Raw genomic sequence first — 18,148 nt, forward strand, 5'->3', positions numbered from 1 at the left:
TCGCGACGGCCGAGGACGCCGTGCAGGAGGCCCTGATCGAGGCGGTGCGCCACTGGCCCGAGACCCTCCCGGACGAGCCGAAGGCCTGGCTCCTGCGTGTCGCAGGCCGCAAGCTGATCGACGCCCAGCGCGCCGAGGCCGCACGACGGCGACGGGAGGAACGCGTGCACGACGAGCCCCCGCCCGGCCCCACCGAGCAGTCGGACGACACGCTGCTCCTGCTGAGCCGGTGCTGCCATCCGGCGCTCAGCCCGGCGTCGGCCATCGCGCTGACGCTGCGCGCCGTCGGCGGGCTCACCACGGCGCAGATCGCCCGCGCGTTCCTCGTACCCGAGGCGACCATGGCGCAGCGCATCTCCCGGGCCAAGCGCACGATCACCGGTGCGCGGTTCGACACCCCCGGCGACGTCCGAGCGGTGCTGCACGTGCTGTACCTGATCTTCAACGAGGGCTTCACCGGCGAGATCTCGCTCGCCGACGAGGCGATCCGGCTGACACGCCAGCTCGTCACCGCCGTCTCCCGCGACGCCGGAGACACCGCCGACCCCGAGGTCTCCGGCCTGCTCGCCCTGATGCTCCTGCACCACGCCAGGCGGGCCGCCCGGTACAACGCCTCGGGCGAGCTCGTCCCCCTGGACCAGCAGGACCGGTCGCTGTGGGAGACGGCGATGATCGCCGAGGGCGTCACCGTCCTGCAGGGCGCCCTGGCCGGCGACCGGCTCGGGCAGTACCAGGCGCAGGCCGCGATCGCGGCCCTGCACGACGACGCGCCCACCGCCCAGGAGACCGACTGGACGCAGATTCTCGAGTGGTACGACGAGCTGACCCGGTTCGCGGACAGCCCCGTCGTCGCCCTGAACCGGGCGGTCGCCGTCGGTCAGGTCGACGGCCCGCGCGCGGGACTGGCCGCCCTCGCGGGCGTCGACCCGAAGCTCGCGCGCTGGGACGCCGTGGCGGCCCACCTGTACGAGCGCGCGGACGACGTCGACCAGGCGATCCGGCACTACACGATCGCGGCCGACCGGGCGACGAGCCTGCTCGAGCGGACCCACCTCATGAAGCAGGCCGCGCGACTGCGGACATCCTCGCCGGAGGCACCGGGGTCGTGACCACCCGCCCGGGGGAAGACCCGACAGGCACCACGGGGGCTGGCCCCCGGCGCGCCGTGGGTGTGCACCAGTGCGGACGACGCCCCTGACCAGCAACGCTGCACGGGTCAGGATCATCGTCCAACCTGGAAGGACCCGTCATGTCCAACGGGACACAGTCAGTCACCGTGCGCGTGGCCCGGTGGTGCGCCACCCATCCCTGGCGCGCGGTGGTGGGGTGGCTGCTCCTCGTGGTGCTCTGCCTCGGCGCGGGCACCGCCGTCGGCACCAGCTCGGGCACCGTCGAGGACTTCTGGGTCGGTGAGGCCGGACGCGCGGAGTCGATGGCCGACTCCGCCGGGCTCACACCCGCCCCCACCGAACAGGTGCTCATCACGGCCAAGGACGGCGACCAGCTCGACGAGACCGCCGCGACGAGCGCCGCCGACGACGTGCGACGGCGCATGGCGGCCCTGCCCGCCGTCACCACCGTGGCCGAACCCGCCTGGTCCGCCGACCGGACCGCACTGCTCGTGGACGTCACCCTCCGCGGAGACAGCGAGACAGCGGAGGACGACGTCGCAGCCCTTCTCGAACAGACCGCCGCCACACAGGCGGCGCACACCGACGTGACCGTCGAGCAGACCGGCAGCGCCTCGATGTCGAACCAGGTCGACGAGTCGATGGGCCAGAACCTGCTGCGCACCGAGGCGATCAGCCTCCCGGTGACCTTCGTGATCCTCCTGGTCGTGTTCGGCACCGTGCTGGCAGCCGGCATCCCGATCCTCCTCGCCCTCACCGCCTTCACCGGAGCGGTCGGGCTCTACAGCCTGGCGTCCTGGGTATTCCCCGACGCGGGCGGCGCGGCGATGAGCGTCATCTTCCTGCTGGGCATGGCCGTCGGCGTCGACTACTCGCTGTTCTACCTCAAGCGGATCCGCGAGGAACACGCGCACGCCGGCCACCTCGCCACCGGCCACACCGACTACACGGCAGCCATCGAGGCAGCAGCCGCCACATCCGGCCGCGCGGTCCTCGGGTCCGGCATCGCCGTCGTGCTCGCGCTCGGCGGGCTCTACCTGGCCGACGACGTCATCTTCTCCTCCGTCGCCACCGGGGCGATCCTGGTGACGGCGCTCGCGGTCGTCGGCTCCCTCACGGTGCTGCCCGCGCTCCTCGCCCTGCTGGGCAGCCGGATCGACCGCGGGTTCCGCGGGCTCCGTGGGCGGCGCCGTGCCGGCCAGGTCGAGAACGGCCGCGCCACGGGCGAGAGCGCCGCGTGGACCGCGGCGCTTCGTCCGGTGGTGCGCCGTCCTCTCGTCACGGTGCTGATCGGTGTGGCCGTGACCGGCGCGTTGGCGGCGCCCGCGCTGACCATGCGGCTGGGCACCGAGGGCGCGGAGACCTTCCCCGACACGCTGCCGTCCGTCGCCGCCTACGACCGGCTGACCGGTGCGTTCCCGTCCCAGGGGCCCGCGCACCTCGTGCTGGCACGCGGGGACGACCCCGCGGCCGTGCTGCAGGACCTCGCGGACCGGACCCGGGGCGACGACCTCTTCGCGCAGGACACGGCACCCGAGGTAGTGGTCGCCGACGACGGCAGGACGGCGCTGCTGCGGCTCCCGATCCCGTTCGGCGAGAACTCCGCCGCGGCGCAACGCTCGCTGGAACACCTGCGGGCGGACCTCGTCCCGGAAGCCGTCGGAACGGCGGCCGGTACGCAGGTCGCGGTCTCCGGCGACGTCGCCCGTGGCGCGGACTACGCGGCCCATCAAGCGGAGCGGTTGCCCTGGGTCATCGGGTTCGTCACCCTGACCACGCTCGTCATCATGTTCGTGGTGTTCCGCTCGGTGCCCCTGGCGCTGCTGGGTGCGGTGCTCAACCTCGCCGCGGTGCTCGTGTCCTGGGGTGTGCTGACCCTGGTCTTCCAGGGCACATGGGCGGAGGGCCTGCTCGGGTTCGAGTCGGTGGGCTTCGTCGGCTCGCGCACGCCGCTGATGGTCATCGCGATCCTGGTGGGGCTCTCCACGGACTACCAGATCTTCGTCGTGAGCCGGATCCGGGAGGCCGCGCGGCGCGGGGTGCCCACCCAGCAGGCGGTGGTGGAAGGCATCGCCGGGTCCGCGAGCGTGGTCACGAGCGCCGCCGTGATCATGGTGTCGATCTTCGGCAGCTTTCTGTTCTTCGACCGGATCGAGATGAAGCAGATGGCCGTCGGGCTCACCGTCGCCGTGCTCTTCGACGCGATAGTGCTGCGCGCCCTCATCCTGCCGGCCGTGATCACGCTGCTCGGCGAGCGCACCTGGTGGCCGGCCGGGATACGGCCGGGCACTGCCCCGGTCCGGCGTTGACGACCTACCCCGGCCTCGTCAGCGGCGCCGGAGGTACGCCTCCAGCGCCGCGGCGCCGGACAGCATCGCCCGACCGCGCTCGGTCAGCCGGTCGTTCCAGCCGTGCAGCGTGGCTTCGAGCGGCTCGAGCCCACCGGCCGCCCGCACCTGGGCGATCAGCGGGGCTATCTGCTCCAGCAGGTAGCCGCCGCGCCGGAGCTGGTGGGTCAGCCTGGCGTCCCGCACCGCCGTCTCGTCGTAGACGCGGTAGCCGGTCTGCGGGTCCCGGCGCGGCCGCACCAGGCCGGCGCGTTCCCAGGTGCGCAGGGTCGCGGGCCGGAGGCGGAGCTGCGCGGCCAGCGGGCCGATGAACAGGTCACGTGGTCCGGTGCGGGGCGCGGGCGTGGCGCCGGTCCCTGTGCGGGTCGCTGTGCCGGTCCCTGTGTTGTTTCGCGTACCGGCGGGGTCGAGGTCGCGTAGGGCGTTCTCGACCGCCTCGAGCGTCCGGCGGTCGTCGAGGAGCTGGACGTGGCTCTCGTCGACGAGCCGGAGCGCGCCCGCGGTGTCGCCGTCGTGCACCGCTCGCATGATCGCCGCCGCCGTCCGGTGGCCGTGGCCGGGCAGGAGGGCGAGGAAGGCGCGCAGCGCACGCGCGTGCAGCGGGGTGTAGGTGCGGTATCCACTCGGGGTGCGGACGGCGGCCGGGAGGATCCCCGCGTCCTCGTAGTTCCTGATCGCCTGGGTGGACAGGCCGTGCTCACGTGCCAGGTCGATCGGCCTGAGCCGCATGTCGTCTTGAGGGTTCACACCCATGTGCCTGCCCAGATCAGGGAGAAGTTTCAACCGGAACTTCAACGATACCTTTGAGGGAATGGTGACCGACCTCAAAGAGACCATCCGTCCCGTCGACTCCGGGGCCGTTATGGGCCTGTTCCCGGCCCGCCCGAGGATCCTCGCCCTCGGCGAGCCCACGCACGGTGAGAGCACCCTGCACGCCGTGCGCAACGAGCTCCTCCGGCAGCTCGTCGAGCAGGAGGGCTACCGGACCATCGCCCTGGAGAGCGACTGCCTGACGGGCCTGCTCGTGGACGACTACGTCACCGCCGGCGAGGACCCCGCTGGTACCCGCGCCGACGACGAGCTCGACGACGTCATGGCACGCGGCCTCAGTCACGAGTGGGGTGCGTTCCCCGGCAACCGCGAGCTGGTGCGCTGGATGCGCTCCTTCAACGCGGGCCGGCCGGCGTCCGACCGGCTTCGGTTCGCGGGCGTCGACGGCCCGTTGGAGATCACGGCCGCCGCGAGCCCGCGACCGGCCCTGACCGCACTGCACGGATTCCTCGCGGAGCGGCTGGGCGCCGGCCTGCTCCCCTGCTCGATCGACGCCCTTGACAGCCTGGTCGGCCCCGACGACCGATGGACCGAACCCGCCGCCATGATGGACCCGTCCCGTTCCGTGGGGCAGTCGGCGGAGGCGAGGGAGCTGCGGCTCATCGCTGACGACCTCGTGGCACTGCTCGGCGCCCATGCACCCGGGCTCGTCGCCACGTCCACCCCGGCCGAGTGGGAGCTGGCCCGCCTGTACGGGCGCACCGCGACGGGGCTGCTGCGCTACCACTTCTGGATGGCTGACTCCTCCCCCGGCCGCATGACCTGGCTGCTCGGCGTGCGGGACGCGATGATCGCCGCCAACCTCCTCGCCCTGGCCGAGCGTGGCCCGGTGCTGGTGAGCGCGCACAACAGCCACCTGCAGCGGACCCCGAGCACCATGCGCATGTGGGACCACCCGAGGCTGGAGTGGTGGGGCGCCGGCGCGCAGGTCGCCGCCGAGCTCGGCGCGGGATACGCCTTCCTTGCCACGGCGGTCGGCACCATCCGGCACCAGGGTGTGGACGCTCCGCCGTCGGACAGCGTGGAGGGCCTGCTGTACGCGGTGCCCGGAGATCACCACCTGCTCGACGCCGGCCGGCTCGTCGCCTCGTTCGGGGAGCAGGTGCCGGACGCCCGCGTGTCCCCCTGGTTCGGGTACGCGCCGCTGGACCCGGCGCAGCTCGCCGCCGTCGACGGGATCGTGTTCGTCAGGGACGCGCAGGAGCGCTGAGCGCACGCGCCGCCGGCGCCGACCCGGCGGGCTCTCGGGGGAGCAGGCGTCCCGGCGGTGCCGGCGCGCCTGCTCCGCAGCACGGAGCAACGGTATTCGGTGCTCACTATGTGCTCTCGAACTGCCCGCCTGAGCTGTCTGGAGGGCCGAATATCGTTGATATCTAGCGGTTCCCTGATCCAGTGCGCACCCGCTTCAGGAAAGCGGGTGCGTACTTTGTGGACGCAGAAGTAGTAGTAGTATTGCAACACTACTCGTACTACTACGAGCGCGAAGCTACGCGGCGAAACTGTGGGCCGGAATCACTGATCGGGGAACGACGTGCGCGACAAGGAACGGGTCTTCCAGGCTGCCGAGGCGCTGACGGCGGAGGGCGTCGCCGTCACGGTGACGAACGTGCGCGAGCGTGCCGGCTGCTCCAACGCCGCCGCGACGAAGTACCTGCGGGAGTGGCGGGACACCAGGGCCGCGGAGAACGACGCGCGGCAGGCGCTCCCCGACCTGCCCGCCGCGGTCACCGCCCTGGTGGAGCGTGGCGTCGACGCGCTGTGGGGCGCCGCGGTCGAGGTGGCCCGTTCGGAGCACGAGGCTGCGGCCGCAGCGCACGACGAGGCGCTGACCGCCGTCGTGGGCGAGGCGGATGCGCTGGCCGCGCGCGTGGACGAGGCGGACGCGGAGCTCGCGCAGTTCCGTGCGGTCCTGGAGTCGGCGCGTGAGCAGGCACGGTCCGCCGAGGAGGATCGTGCGGCGGTGGAGAAGGAGCGGGCGGACGCCGTGGCGATGTCAGCCCGCCTGGAGGGCGAACTGGCCGCCGCGCGACAGGCGCTCGACGCCGTGCGGGACGAGCTCGCCCACGAACGAGCCGCCACGACCGCGGCCGAGCGCGCACGGTCCGACGCCGAGGCGGCCCGTGCGCAGGCGGAGGGTGCCGCCGTCGGGCTGCGGGAGTCGCTGGCCGACGTGCGCGGGGCGCTCGAGGCTGCGCGGTCCGACGCCGCCCAGGCGCACCGGGACCGCGCCGCGGCCGAGACGGCGCGGGCGACCGCCGAGGCGTCGGTCGCCCGGCTGGAGGGCGAGCTGTCCGCGTCGCGTGACGCACTGGCGTCGGCACGGGAACAGGTGGCAGAGGCAGAGCGGACCCGCGTGGCGGCGATCGCGGCGCAGGCTCAGGCGGAGGGCACGGCGGCCGGGCTGCGGGAGGCGCTGGAGGCGGCGGCGAGCACGAGTGTCAGTGGGTAGTGCTGTGATGGCCCCATGAACCTTCGCGGATTCGCCACCATCAACTACTGGGCCGACGACGTCACCGCGGCCGCGGCCTGGTACACCGAGCTGCTCGGGGTAGAGCCGTACTTCCAGCGTCCCGGCCCGGACGGGGCTCTCGCCTACGCCGAGTTCCGGATCGGTGACAACGAGGCGGAGCTCGGCCTCGTCAGCCGGGCCTTCGCGCCACCCGGCCTGCCCTCCACGCCGGGCGGCGCGCTGATGTACTGGCACGTCGACGACCTGGAGGGCATGGTGGCGCGTCTGCTGGAGCTGGGCGCCACCGAGTTCCAGCCGATCACCCCGCGAGGCGACCTCGGCTTCGTCACCGCGGCCGTGGTGGACCCGTTCGGGAACGTCCTCGGGGTCATGTACAACCCGCACTACGTGGAGCAGCACCGGGTCTCCAGCTGACGGCGCTACGGCACGACCAGTCGCGCGATGCTGCCGATCTCCAGGGCCGTCCAGAGCGCTCCGTCCGGGCCCACGGTGATGCCGTGCGGCTCGGACGACGGCGACGGCAGGTCGTGGCTGGTCACCCTGTGGTCGGTCGCGTCATGGCCGCCGGCATCGTCCGCAACGGTGATGTGACCGACCCGGTTGGCGCCCCACTGCGTGAACCAGCAGTCACCGGTGCCGGCGGCGACGATGGCGTGCGGCTTGGCCGCGCGGTCAGGCAACGGGAACTCCTGGACGGCACCGTCGGTGGTGATGCGGCCGATCTGCCCCGCCATGATCTCGACGAACCACAGGGCCGCCCCGTCACTGGTGATCCCGACCGGCCCCGCGCCGGGTGTGGGCAGCGGGTGGACGGTGACGTCGCCCCGGACGGTGATCCGGCCTATCGCGTTCGCCTGGTTGAGGGTGAACCACAGGGCGCCGTCCGGCCCGGTGGTGATCGCCGAGGGCATGGCGCCCGCCACCGGCAGGTCGAACTCGGTGACCCGGCCCTCGACATCGATGCGGCCGACCTTGTCGGCGTTCATCTCGGTGAACCACAGGGCGCCGTCGGGCCCGGCGGTGATGCCGTACGGGCCGCCGTCCGGCGTCGGCACGGGGTAGGAACGGACGACACCCTCGGTGGTGATGCGGCCGATCCGGTGGTCCCTGGTGCGGGTGAACCAGAGGGCTCCGTCGGGACCGGGAGTGATGACCGTGGGCTGGCACTCGGCCGAGTCCAGGGCGTGCTCCGTGACCTCGCCGTCCACGGTCAGGCGCGCGATGCGACCGCTCTGCGCCAAGGTGAGCCACAGGGCGCCGTCGGAGCCGGCGGCTATGCCGTACGGGCCGTCCTTGGCGTCCGCGACCTGGATCTCCTTGATCACCGGGGCCTGGGAATGGCGCACAACAGCTCCTCGCTCGACGACTGGTTCAGGGACAACGACCCTGCTCTCCCACTAGTTTGCCTGAGTGACTTCCGCACCCTTGACCTCCGTGCCCGAGATCATCAACGCCCTGCTCGACCTGACCGCCTGGGCGGTGTTCGACGTCGACCCCGAGGGCCGGATCCTCGCGGGGAACGACGAGTCGGGCAGCATGCAGCTCGTCGAGATCGCGCCCGACGGCACCCGGACACAGCTCACCGCGCTGCCGTCCCGCTGCTCCGGCCGCTACGTCCCGGGCACCCGCCTCGTCGTGGTGCAGCACGACAACGGCGGCGACGAGCGGACACAGCTCAGCCTGCTCGACCTGGCGCCCTTCGACGGACCGGCTGCCTCGTCGCCCACCGGGCCCGTCCTGCCCGACTCCAGGCCCGCGACAGCCGCACTGCCCGCTCGGCTGCCCGCCTCGCCGGAAGGTCTGGTGCCCCTGGTGCACGACCCCGAGTACAAGCACGACCTGGCCGACGTCTCCGCGGGTTCCGTGGTCTTCCTGACGAACCGGCGCGACGGCGTCGACTTCGACCTCGTCGTCCACGACCTGGCGACCGGAACCGAGACCACCCTGTACGACGGCGGCGGTTACCTCGTGGCCGCGGCCGCCTCCCACGACCGCCGCTCGGTCGCGATCACGGTGCTCAGCAGCCGGCCCCGCTCCACCCAGATCCTCGTCGCGGGCGACGACGGACGCAGCACCACCCCTCTCACCGCCCCGGACGAGCACGCCCACCACGCACAGGTCGCCTGGACCGGCGACGACGACGCGCTCGTCATGGCGTCGGACCACGACCGCGAGTTCGCCGCCGTCGTCCGCGTGCACCCAGGCGAAGCCGGCAGCCCCGAGGGCACCGTCTGGCAGACCCTCGTCGAGGCCGACGACCACGACCTCGAGGTGGTCCTCTCCCCCGACGGCACGGCGATGGTCGTCGGCCACCACCAGGACGGCGTCACCACCCTGGCCGTGCACGAACCCGACGGCACCCACCGCTGCGACGTGGCCCTGCCCGACGCCGGGGTACCCACCGTGGTCTGGGCCCACGACTCCTCGCGCTTCGCCGTGCACCTCACGACCTCCGGCGACCCCGGCTCGGTCCACCTCGTCGACGCGGCCACCGGCGCCGCGACGACAGTCGTCGACGGACGCGCCGAGATCCCCGCCGGCCTCCACGTCTCGCTGCCCACCGTGCACCGTGTGCCCACCCCGGACGGCGAACAGATCCCCTGCTTCGTGTACCGCCCCGTACCAACCGGTGCCACCACCACCACCACGAACACGGACGAACCCAGCACAGGTGCCGCCCTCCACGGCGCCTCGGTGCTCGTCGTCCACGGCGGCCCCGAGGCCGAAGCCGCCCGCCCCTTCTCACCGATCATCCAGGCGCTCGCCGCCGCCGGCCTCACCGTCCTCGTCCCCAACGTCCGCGGCTCCGCCGGGTACGGCAAACGCTGGGTCAGCCTGGACGACGTCGACAAGCGGCTCGACTCCGTCGCCGACCTCGCCGCCCTCCAGGCCTGGCTGCCCGACCTTGGCCTCGACCCCGCACGCAGCGCCCTGTGGGGCGGTTCCTACGGCGGCTACATGGTCCTGGCCGGCACCACCATGCAACCCGACCTCTGGGCCGCCGGCGTCGACATCGTCGGCATGTCCTCGCTCGTCACCTTCCTCGAGAACACCTCCGAGTACCGCCGCGCCGCCCGCGAACGCGAGTACGGCAACCTCGAGCACCACCGCGACCTCCTCGTCGCCGCCTCCCCCATCACCTATCTCGACCAGCTCCGCGCACCGCTCTTCGTGATCCACGGCGCCAACGACCCCCGTGTCCCGCTGTCCGAGGCGGAACAGATCGCGGCGGCGCTCGCCGACCGCGGCATCCGGCACGAGCTGCGGGTCTACCAGGACGAGGGGCACGGCCTGGCCATGCGCGCGAACCGGAAGGATGCCTATCCGGCCGCCATCGAGTTCCTCGCCGAGATCCTTGGACGGTGACGGCCGGGCCGGTGCGGGGCCAACCGGGCCGGGGATAGCCTCGGCGGGTGACCCGCGAGGAGCGCCGCCTGCGCCTGTCCGTCGACGACCAGATCGAGAACCGGTACCTGGAGGTGCCGTTCGAGCTGCCGGCCGGCGGCGTGTCGGCCCTGGAGGTGACCCTCGCGTACGACCGGGACGCCGCCGTCATCGACCTGGGCTGTCGCGACCCGGAGCGGTGGCGCGGCTGGTCGGGCGGCGCGCGGTCGCGCTTCGCGATCACACAGGGCTCGGTCGCGCAGGGGTCAGCCGCCCCGAGCCGCGCCACGCCCGGCTACGAACCAGGTGAGCTCGTCGCCGGGCAGTGGGCCGTGGTGCTCGGCCTGCACGGGATGCCGGCCGAGCCGGTCGACGTCACCGTCACGATCGCCACGGGAGTCGACGCGGGCGGGGTCGAGGACGAGCCGCCGGCACCGCCCCCGCCGTCGGGCACCGATACCGCGGTGGGAGCGGGCGGCACCCGGCTCGGGCGGAACCTGCCCGCCCCCGACGGCCTGACCTGGTACGCGGGCGACCTGCACGCCCACACCACGCACTCGGACGGGACGCTGAGCATCGCGCAGCTCACGGCGGCCGCCGTCGGGCGCGGACTGGACTTCCTCGCCGTGACGGACCACAACACCGTCTCGCACCACCGGCACCTGCCCGCCGTCGCCGCCGCGTACGACCTGTGCCTCCTGCCCGGGCAGGAGGTCACCACCCACGCGGGCCACGCGAACGCGTTCGGCGAGATCGGCTGGATCGACTTCCGGCGCCCGGCCGCGCGGTGGCTGTCCGACGTCGAGGAGCGGGGCGGCCTGCTGTCCGTGAACCACCCGGTCCAGGACGACTGCGGCTGGCTGTACCCGGTGCGGACCGGGTACCTCGAGCTGTGGCACATCTCGTGGTTCCTGGACCTGACCGCAACAGGCCCCTGGGCGTACCTGCGGGCGCTCGCCGGGTCCACGGACCTGCCCGGTGCGCCTGGTGTACCCGGCACGGCCGATTACCCCGTCCTCCTGGGCGGCAGCGACTTCCACACGCCCGACCAGGGCTTCCCGCCCGGCACGCCCACCACCTGGGTCGCGGCAGAGGACCGCACGCCGGGCGCGATCCTCGACGCCGTCCGCCACGGCCGGACCGCCATCAGCCGGTTCCCCGGGCCGGGCGAGCCGGTGCTCGTGCGGGTGGGCGAGGACCTGGTCGCGATCGACGCGGACGGTACGGTCCTGGTGGACAACGCCGGTCGCCGACGGCGAATTCGCGGCGACCGGGTGACCGTCACCGCCCCGCCCGGGCACGGCCCCTACCGGCTGGAGGCGCCCGACCGGACCCTGCTGGCCATCAGCGGGTGACCGGCTCCGGCCCGTACGGAGAGTCCGGGTCCGGCGAGCCGGACTCCTCCGGCCTCGTCTCCTCCGGTTCGGCGTCCGGTTCGGCGTCCGGCCCGGCCTCCGGCGAGCCCGTCTCCTCCGGAGCGGCCGGCAACCTGATGAACCGCGACACCGTCGTGCCGATCACGAGCAGCGCGAACGGGTACAGGGACAGGTAGACGCGGAACGCGTGCCCCGGGTCGGGTCCGGGGTCCGTGCCGGAGCGGTAGCCGAACCACAGCGCCAGTGATGCCAGCGCCCCGGCCGTCACCAGGCCGTTAAGCCGGCCCAGGACCCCGAACGACGCCAGGAAGAGGCCGCTGCGGTGCGTGCCGTGCCGGGCGGCGTCCGCGTCGAGCACCCGGGCGATCACCAGGTCGTTCGTCGCGAGCACCCCCGAGTAGCCGACCGCGACCGCCAGCCCGGCGAGGATTCCCGTGAGCAGGTCCGTCGCGAAGTACATCGGGACGAACCCGACGGCCGCCACCGGCAGCGCGAGCCGCCATGCCCACGCGGCGCCCTTGCGCCGCACGACGGCGGCCCACACGCTCAGCATCCCGATCGCCACGACGATCACGACAAGCTGCAGGATGCTCGCGTCCAGGGCCGAGCCCTGCAGCGTGTGGTGGACGTAGAGCTGCAGGCCACCGAGGACGAGCGCCATCGCGGAGCCGTAGCAGGCGTTCACGATCCCGACCGTCCAGAACTGCGGCGTCGACAGGATCTGCCGGACCGACCGGAAGAACAGCGGCTTCGGCTCCGCGTCGAGCGCCGGGTCCTCCCGCACACCGAACGCCGTCCACAGGATCACGGCCGCCGCCACCACGGCGAAGATCACCGCCAGGCGCCCGTAACCGACCGTCGAGCCCTCGGTGCCCAGCACGTTCCGCGCCAGGACGGGGGTCAGCGCCAGCGCGATCACCAGTGCGATGAGCTGGGCGCCCTGCCGCACCGCGTTCGCCGTCGCCCGCCGCCGCTCGTGCGTGAACAGCTCGGGCAGCAGCGCGCCGTAGCTCGCGTTGATCAGGGAGTCGGCCATCTCCGTGGTGATCGCGAACACCGCGAACCACACCGCGAGCCCCACCGCGGAGTCGGCCACCGGCCCCGGCACGGAGAACAGCGCGATGGTCGTGACCGCAAGCACCAGCGCACCGGTCACCAGGTACGGCCGACGCCGCCCCCACCGCGAACGCGTCCGGTCCGACAGGTACCCGAACAGCGGGTTGTCCAGCGCGTCGAGCACCCCGTAGACCGCGTACACGGCCGCGTAGACGACGGCGTCCAGGCCGAGCAGCTCCACGTACACGTAGAGCATCGAGCCCTTGACGAGGTTGATCGGCAGCGAGGTGCCGAACATGCCGATGCCGTAGCGCATCGGCGACGTCCCCGCAGGCTCGGCGTCCACGTCGGCGAGCCTACTCACCACCTGCTGACCAGGTCGATGCCCTGCCGTTCGATCTCCCGGATGAAAACCGGGTCGCCCAGCAGCCGCAGCTCCCACGTCCGCTTGCGCCACCACCCGTCCGACAGCTCCCGCAGGCGCGGCGTGTCCGGAGCCGGGTGCAGGAAGATCTCGCTGGTCCCCTCGGGCAGCCGCGCCAGCAGACGCAGGTAGTGGTCGCGCAACGTCGCATAGTCGCGGGCCTCCGCGTCGCCGCCCCGGTGCGTTGCGATGGCCTGCGGCAGGCGCACCCCCGCTGCGTCGGCCGCCGCCACGGCGCTCGCGTGCCGCTCCCGCACCGCGGCCGTGGCCAGCAGGGGGTCGCCGTCCCCGTACAGCTCCAGGCCGCGGGGCAGCCGGAAGGCCAGGCCGCGTCGCGCGCAGACCTCTATCGCCTCGGCGAGGTAGGAGCGGCCCAGCAGCCCGTAGAGCGTTCCCTGGTGGGAGTCGAGCCGGTCGGGCGGAGGCGAGCCGACGGCGGACGTGGCGCCGGCCAGCACGTCGATCTGGTCGGTGACCCGGTCGGCGACGTCGTCGAACCCGCCCTCTGGCGCGGGTGTCGGGAGCACGACGTGCACCCCGGGTGCGACGCCGGGAGCCGCGCGGGCGAACGCTTCGACGGCACGGGCCGCACCAGGGTTCGCGGGACCCTCGGGCTGGTCCCCCTCGGGTGCCGTGATGACGCCGACCGCGGTCAGCGGCGACCCGGCCAGCAGGGCGGCGATCTCGCGGTCGGCGTCGGGGTCGGTGCCCGCGTCGTCCGCGGTGAGCACGAGGCTGCGCGTCATCCGCCCAGTCTGGCGCAGCCGGAGTGGGCGGGCTCGGTCAGGAGCTGCCGATCACGCTCGTGCCGAGCGACTCCCCGGCCTCGCCGAGCTCCACCTCGAGGGCCCACGGCGTGGTCACGTGCGGGATGGCCGCGGGGACGCAGGGCAGCATCGTTGTGTGCAGGGTCAGGCTCGTACCCAGCGTGTCGGCGCGCCAGACGCCGGGGCCGACGATCTCGAACTCCCCCGCCCCGGTGCGGTGCAGCACGACCACGTACTCGTGTCCGTCCCGCAGGACGGCGGCCAGCCCGGCCCCGGGTGGTGCCTCCGCTGACCCGACCTGGGTGACGGCGAGGTGCGCGTTCTCCGCCACCACGCCGAGCAGCACCTTGCGCAGCTTCAGCTCGGTGCGGGTGTACGGCACCTTGTCGACGACGTCGACCGCCGAGTCGCCCGCCTGCACGACGGCGACGACGTCGGCGTCCGAGACGAGCTGCTCGATCGTCTCGTAGTCCTCGGGTGCGGTGAAGCCGGCGGCCGCCTGGTCGCTCATGCAGCCGCTGAGGAGCCCGATCGCGCTGATCGTGCCGATCACGCCGAGGGTTGCCGCCGCCTGCCGTCGCATCACCGGTGCTGCCCTCCATTGTCCTGGCCGCCGGGCGCCTCTTTCGTGCAACGAATGCTCCTCCGCCGTACGAACGCAGGACAAGGGCCAACGAGGGCGAACAACGGCTGTCGAGCCAGGCAGATTGCCGCGATGCGGAAAAGCGCCGGGCACGCCCAGCGCCGGCCCGGTCCGGTGGACGGGAGCCGGTCAGGCGGCGTGCGCCCTGCCGATCGCGCGCACGAGGCCCGACGTCGAGATCGAGCCCTTGCGGTAGCGCTCCACCGCGGCGACGAGCGCCTCGCTGACGTCGCGCGGCACGTGCGCCGACCGGTTGACGGGGTACCAGATCTCGCGTTCGAAGACGGCGGTGCGTCGGGCGGGCCCGCGGAACAGGCGTCCGGCGAGGGCCGGGGGTGCGGGGACCGGACCTGCGGCCGGAAGTGCCGGAGGGGCAGGTGGTGCGGGTGGTGCGGGAACCGGAGCCGGCGGGCCGGGTACCGGGGGCGCCGGTACCGGTGGGGTCTCTGGTGCGTCCGCCTCGGGGTGGTCCGCGAGGTGTGACGTACGGTAGCGGGCGCCAGGGTTCCAGCGCAGGGTGGGCACGGCCGGCTTGGTGGGCCGCACGCCGCTGGTCTCCCGACGGGGTGCGGGAGCAGTGGAGCTGGCGGCCGCCTGCTCGGCATGGGCCTTCGTCTGCTCGGCATGGGCCTTGCGCAGCGCCGCCACGATCCGCGCGACGCGTCCGGTGTCGGCCTCCAGGTAGGGCGCGTGCGGTCCCTGCGGGCTGTCGGCGCTCGAACCGTCCGAGACCTGCTTGTCCGTACCGTCCGCCATGACAGCTCCCTCACCCATCGTCCCGGCCACGACCAGCGGCGACCGCTGTCCCATATGTTCCCCGCCGGGCCCGGGGCATGCAAGCCCCGGGCGCAACTCTCCGACCAGGGCTTCTGCCGGGTCACCACCGGTCACCACCCGGTGCTGCGGAGGCTGTGAAGGTCGGTAGAGCGCCGGCTCAGGTTCAGCAGGCCGACAGGAGCCGTAACCCGAGGCGTTCTGGTCGTCTGGATCCTCATGAACGGGACTCAGTTCGCGTTGCTGGGCGCCGTCGCCGGAGCGGCGCGGGCCTCGGGTGTCAGAGCGGCACGAGGGGGCGAGCGTCGCGAGTTCGGTCAGTCGCCGTGAGATCGGTCGATCGACCGACCGATCTCGACGCAATTGACCGAGCTCAGGTCACGCCACGTGCGAGCTAGTTGCTGCCCTGGTCGCCGCCGAGCATGTCCAGGAAGCTCGGGGTGGTCGCGAACGGGTCGGCGGGCTTGGTGCGCTCACCGCGGGCGAACACGAGGCCGGCGAGGGACCGGCCGGCCCGTTCGATGCGCTGCGGCAGGGAGCTGCCGCCGTCGTCGTGCCCGCTGCCTGCGCCCTGCGCCCAGTCGTCGGTGGCCGCGAAGACCGACGTCGTGACGACGTCGGCCCGCAGGTAGGTGAACAGCGGCCGCAGCGAGTACTCGAGCGCGAGCGAGTGGCGTGGTGTGCCGCCCGTCGCGCCGAGCAGCACGGGCATGCCCGTGAGCGCTTCCTTGTCGAGGATGTCGACGAACGACTTGAACAGCCCCGAGTAGGTGGTGGTGAACAGCGGGGTGACGGCGATGACGGCGTCGGCCCGCGTGATCGTCTCGATCGCGCGGGCGAGTTCGCCCGTCGGAAAGCCGGTGAGCATCGCGTCGATGATCGCGTGGCCGTGGTCGCGCAGCTCGACGACCTCGACGGTCACGTCCTGGCCGAGGGCCTCGAGCTCGCGCACCGTGGCGTCGGCGAGGCGGTCAGCCAGCAGGCGCGTGGACGAGGGCTGTCCCAGCCCGGCGTGCACGACGGCGATGGTGCGGCGGTTCGCCCCCGCGGTCCTGAAGTCGGTCATGAGAGGACGTCCTCGGCTTCCTCGGCGAGCTTGCCGGTGTACTCGTCCCCGCCGTCGCCGACGTGGGTGGCGCCCGCCGTGTTCTTCGCGCGCGCCGCGGCGACACGTTCGGCGTGCGTTGGCGGGTTCGCCGGCACGTCCGCCGGGCGCTTGGCGTCGGCGATCTTGCGCAGCTCGGGCACGACCTCGGAGCCGAGGAGGTCGATCTGCTCCAGGACGGTCTTGAGCGGCAGGCCCGCGTGGTCCACGAGGAAGAGCTGGCGCTGGTAGTAGCCGACCTCGTCGATGAAGGAGCCGTACCGGTCGATGACCTGCTGCGGCGACCCGACGGTCAGCGGGGTGTCGCGCGTGAAGTCCTCCATGGAGGGGCCGTGGCCGTAGACGGGCGCGTTGTCGAAGTAGGGCCGGAACTCGTCCCAGGCCACCTGGCTGTTCTTGCGCATGAACGCCTGCCCGCCGAGGCCGACGATCGCCTGGTCGGCGCGGCCGTGGCCGTAGTGCTCGAACCGCTGGCGGTAGAACTGGACCATCTGCTTGGTGTGGCTCATGGGCCAGAAGATGTTGTTGTGCAGGAACCCGTCACCGTAGTAGGCGGCCTGCTCCGCGATCTCGGGGCTGCGGATCGAGCCGTGCCACACGAAGGGCGGCACGCCGTCGAGCGGGCGCGGGGTGGCGGTGAAGCCCTGCAACGGGGTGCGGAACTTGCCCTCCCAGTCCACGACGTCCTCGGTCCACAGCCGCCGCACGAGCGCGTAGTTCTCGATCGCGAGCGGGATGCCCTGCCGGATGTCCTGCCCGAACCACGGGTACACGGGCCCGGTGTTGCCGCGGCCCATCATGAGGTCCATGCGGCCGTCCGAGATGACCTGGAGCATCGCGTACTCCTCGGCGATCCGGACCGGGTCGTTGGTCGTGATGAGGGTGGTCGCGGTGGACAGCGTGATGTTCTTGGTGACGCCGGCCAGGTAGCCGAGCATCGTCGTCGGGCTGGAGGCCACGAACGGCGGGTTGTGGTGCTCACCGGTGGCGAAGACGTCGAGGCCTGCCTCGTCGGCGTGCTTGGCGATGGTGAGCATCGCCCGGACGCGCTCGGTGTCGTCCGGGGTGTGCCCCGTGGTCGGGTCCGTCGTCACGTCGCTGACACTGAAGATCCCGAACTGCATGATGCCGCACTCCCATGATCGTGATGGTGTTCATGCAGATGCATGAACAGTGGCCTCAACCTGCTGCTAGGGTCGATTGTTCCCACCGAGCCCGCACCCACCGGCCCGGACGCACGTGAGATCGGGCACATCAGCGCCCAGTTTGCCCGGAGTGCGCTTGCGAGCACACCTCCGGCGCGTAGCCTGATCAGACGGCTGGAAACATAGACGGCTGGAACGGCTGGAACATCACAGAGGGTCCCCGCGTTGGCACTACGGACCTTTTTCCGCCATCAATCCCGACAACCCTCTGGAGGACATCGTGCCCGACCGGTCCCTGCGCGGTATGAGCATCGGTAGTAAGAGCATGGAGTCCGACGAGGGCGTGGACTTCGCCCCGCGGTTCCAGGCCTACTACGACTGCCCCAATGGCCACACCATCATCCTGCCCTTCGCCACCGACGCGGACGTCCCCCCGATCTGGGAGTGCCGCTGCGGCGAGGAAGCCCTCCTGCGCGACGCCGAGAAGCCGGAGCCCAAGGCGACCAAGCCCCAGCGCACCCACTGGGACATGCTCCTGGAACGCCGCACGGTGAAGGAGCTTGAGGACCTGCTCGACGAGCGCCTCGAGCTGCTGCGCGCCGGCAAGCTCCGCCGCTCCGCCTGAGAGCAGCACTTGAAAGCAGTACCTGAAAGCAGTTGAACGACCGTCGGGTCCGGACCACATGGTCCGGACC

At 72.5% G+C, this 18,148-nt stretch carries 16 protein-coding genes; 8 read left to right on the plus strand and 8 right to left on the minus strand.

From position 1 onward, the window contains the following. Both ACFWE2_RS17580 and ACFWE2_RS17585 read left to right on the plus strand, forming a co-directional pair. A partial coding sequence (locus ACFWE2_RS17580) for an RNA polymerase sigma factor (protein WP_377225510.1) occupies window positions 1-1,109 on the plus strand: 1,109 nt, incomplete at its 5' end. 140 nt (window positions 1,110-1,249) lie between these two features. After that, window positions 1,250-3,439, plus strand: a complete 2,190-nt coding sequence (locus ACFWE2_RS17585) for an MMPL family transporter (RefSeq protein WP_377225511.1) — start codon at window positions 1,250-1,252, stop codon at window positions 3,437-3,439. Between the two features lie 18 nt (window positions 3,440-3,457). Here the strand turns inward: ACFWE2_RS17585 and ACFWE2_RS17590 are convergent, their stop codons facing one another. Then, window positions 3,458-4,207, minus strand: a complete 750-nt coding sequence (locus ACFWE2_RS17590; protein ID WP_377225512.1) for a TioE family transcriptional regulator — start codon at window positions 4,205-4,207, stop codon at window positions 3,458-3,460. Window positions 4,208-4,289: 82 nt separating this feature from the next. Between ACFWE2_RS17590 and ACFWE2_RS17595 the strand changes: the two genes are divergently transcribed. The 3 genes from ACFWE2_RS17595 (at window position 4,290) to ACFWE2_RS17605 (ending at window position 7,193) form a co-directional block, all read left to right on the plus strand. Then, window positions 4,290-5,519, plus strand: coding sequence for an erythromycin esterase family protein (locus ACFWE2_RS17595; protein WP_377225513.1), 1,230 nt, complete (start codon window positions 4,290-4,292; stop codon window positions 5,517-5,519). A 321-nt stretch (window positions 5,520-5,840) separates the two neighbouring features. Then, window positions 5,841-6,758, plus strand: coding sequence for a DNA-binding protein (locus tag ACFWE2_RS17600; protein WP_377225514.1), 918 nt, complete (start codon window positions 5,841-5,843; stop codon window positions 6,756-6,758). Window positions 6,759-6,773: 15 nt separating this feature from the next. After that, window positions 6,774-7,193 (plus strand): VOC family protein, encoded by a 420-nt coding sequence (locus tag ACFWE2_RS17605; protein ID WP_377225515.1) that lies wholly within the window; start codon window positions 6,774-6,776, stop codon window positions 7,191-7,193. 5 nt (window positions 7,194-7,198) lie between these two features. On the opposite strand, the gene ACFWE2_RS17610 is transcribed toward ACFWE2_RS17605, so the two are convergent. Beyond that, window positions 7,199-8,125, minus strand: a complete 927-nt coding sequence (locus tag ACFWE2_RS17610) for a virginiamycin B lyase (RefSeq protein ID WP_377225516.1) — start codon at window positions 8,123-8,125, stop codon at window positions 7,199-7,201. A 64-nt stretch (window positions 8,126-8,189) separates the two neighbouring features. Between ACFWE2_RS17610 and ACFWE2_RS17615 the strand changes: the two genes are divergently transcribed. Both ACFWE2_RS17615 and ACFWE2_RS17620 read left to right on the plus strand, forming a co-directional pair. Next, a complete protein-coding gene (locus ACFWE2_RS17615) occupies window positions 8,190-10,145 on the plus strand; it encodes a S9 family peptidase (protein ID WP_377225517.1) in 1,956 nt (651 codons plus the stop codon). Window positions 10,146-10,192: 47 nt separating this feature from the next. Further along, a complete protein-coding gene (locus ACFWE2_RS17620) occupies window positions 10,193-11,518 on the plus strand; it encodes a CehA/McbA family metallohydrolase (protein WP_377225518.1) in 1,326 nt (441 codons plus the stop codon). Here the strand turns inward: ACFWE2_RS17620 and ACFWE2_RS17625 are convergent. From ACFWE2_RS17625 to ACFWE2_RS17650, 6 genes are all read right to left on the minus strand, one after another. Then, window positions 11,508-12,941, minus strand: coding sequence for an MFS transporter (locus ACFWE2_RS17625; RefSeq protein WP_377225519.1), 1,434 nt, complete (start codon window positions 12,939-12,941; stop codon window positions 11,508-11,510). The genes ACFWE2_RS17620 and ACFWE2_RS17625 overlap by 11 nt on opposite strands. A 14-nt stretch (window positions 12,942-12,955) precedes the next feature. Further along, window positions 12,956-13,765 (minus strand): ChbG/HpnK family deacetylase, encoded by an 810-nt coding sequence (locus ACFWE2_RS17630; RefSeq protein ID WP_377225520.1) that lies wholly within the window; start codon window positions 13,763-13,765, stop codon window positions 12,956-12,958. A 37-nt stretch (window positions 13,766-13,802) separates the two neighbouring features. Further along, complete coding sequence (locus ACFWE2_RS17635) at window positions 13,803-14,372, minus strand: hypothetical protein (protein WP_377225521.1); 570 nt, start codon at window positions 14,370-14,372, stop codon at window positions 13,803-13,805. A 186-nt stretch (window positions 14,373-14,558) separates the two neighbouring features. Further along, window positions 14,559-15,185 (minus strand): hypothetical protein, encoded by a 627-nt coding sequence (locus ACFWE2_RS17640; RefSeq protein ID WP_377225522.1) that lies wholly within the window; start codon window positions 15,183-15,185, stop codon window positions 14,559-14,561. A gap of 412 nt (window positions 15,186-15,597) precedes the next feature. Further along, the gene (locus ACFWE2_RS17645) at window positions 15,598-16,269 is read right to left on the minus strand and encodes an FMN reductase (RefSeq protein WP_377225523.1); all 672 of its coding nucleotides are present in this window, start codon (window positions 16,267-16,269) and stop codon (window positions 15,598-15,600) included. Further along, on the minus strand, window positions 16,266-17,432 hold the full coding sequence (locus ACFWE2_RS17650) for an LLM class flavin-dependent oxidoreductase (RefSeq protein WP_377225524.1): 1,167 nt from the start codon (window positions 17,430-17,432) through the stop codon (window positions 16,266-16,268). The genes ACFWE2_RS17645 and ACFWE2_RS17650 overlap by 4 nt, the downstream gene beginning before the upstream one ends. Window positions 17,433-17,733: 301 nt before the next feature. Between ACFWE2_RS17650 and ACFWE2_RS17655 the strand changes: the two genes are divergently transcribed. Then, window positions 17,734-18,078 (plus strand): RNA polymerase-binding protein RbpA, encoded by a 345-nt coding sequence (locus ACFWE2_RS17655; RefSeq protein ID WP_026365682.1) that lies wholly within the window; start codon window positions 17,734-17,736, stop codon window positions 18,076-18,078. Window positions 18,079-18,148: the final 70 nt, after the last annotated feature.

This window comes from Promicromonospora sp. NPDC060271 (assembly GCF_042726755.1).
In the GTDB taxonomy this organism is placed as follows: domain Bacteria; phylum Actinomycetota; class Actinomycetes; order Actinomycetales; family Cellulomonadaceae; genus Promicromonospora.

Coding starts and splice junctions, on each gene's coding strand:
- ACFWE2_RS17595 (WP_377225513.1), top strand. CDS start 4,290: ATGGTGACCGACCTCAAAGAGACCATCCGTCCCGTCGACTCCGGGGCC.
- ACFWE2_RS17585 (WP_377225511.1), top strand. CDS start 1,250: ATGTCCAACGGGACACAGTCAGTCACCGTGCGCGTGGCCCGGTGGTGC.
- ACFWE2_RS17605 (WP_377225515.1), top strand. CDS start 6,774: ATGAACCTTCGCGGATTCGCCACCATCAACTACTGGGCCGACGACGTC.
- ACFWE2_RS17650 (WP_377225524.1), bottom strand. CDS start 17,432: ATGCAGTTCGGGATCTTCAGTGTCAGCGACGTGACGACGGACCCGACC.
- ACFWE2_RS17630 (WP_377225520.1), bottom strand. CDS start 13,765: ATGACGCGCAGCCTCGTGCTCACCGCGGACGACGCGGGCACCGACCCC.
- ACFWE2_RS17590 (WP_377225512.1), bottom strand. CDS start 4,207: ATGCGGCTCAGGCCGATCGACCTGGCACGTGAGCACGGCCTGTCCACC.
- ACFWE2_RS17645 (WP_377225523.1), bottom strand. CDS start 16,269: ATGACCGACTTCAGGACCGCGGGGGCGAACCGCCGCACCATCGCCGTC.
- ACFWE2_RS17640 (WP_377225522.1), bottom strand. CDS start 15,185: ATGGCGGACGGTACGGACAAGCAGGTCTCGGACGGTTCGAGCGCCGAC.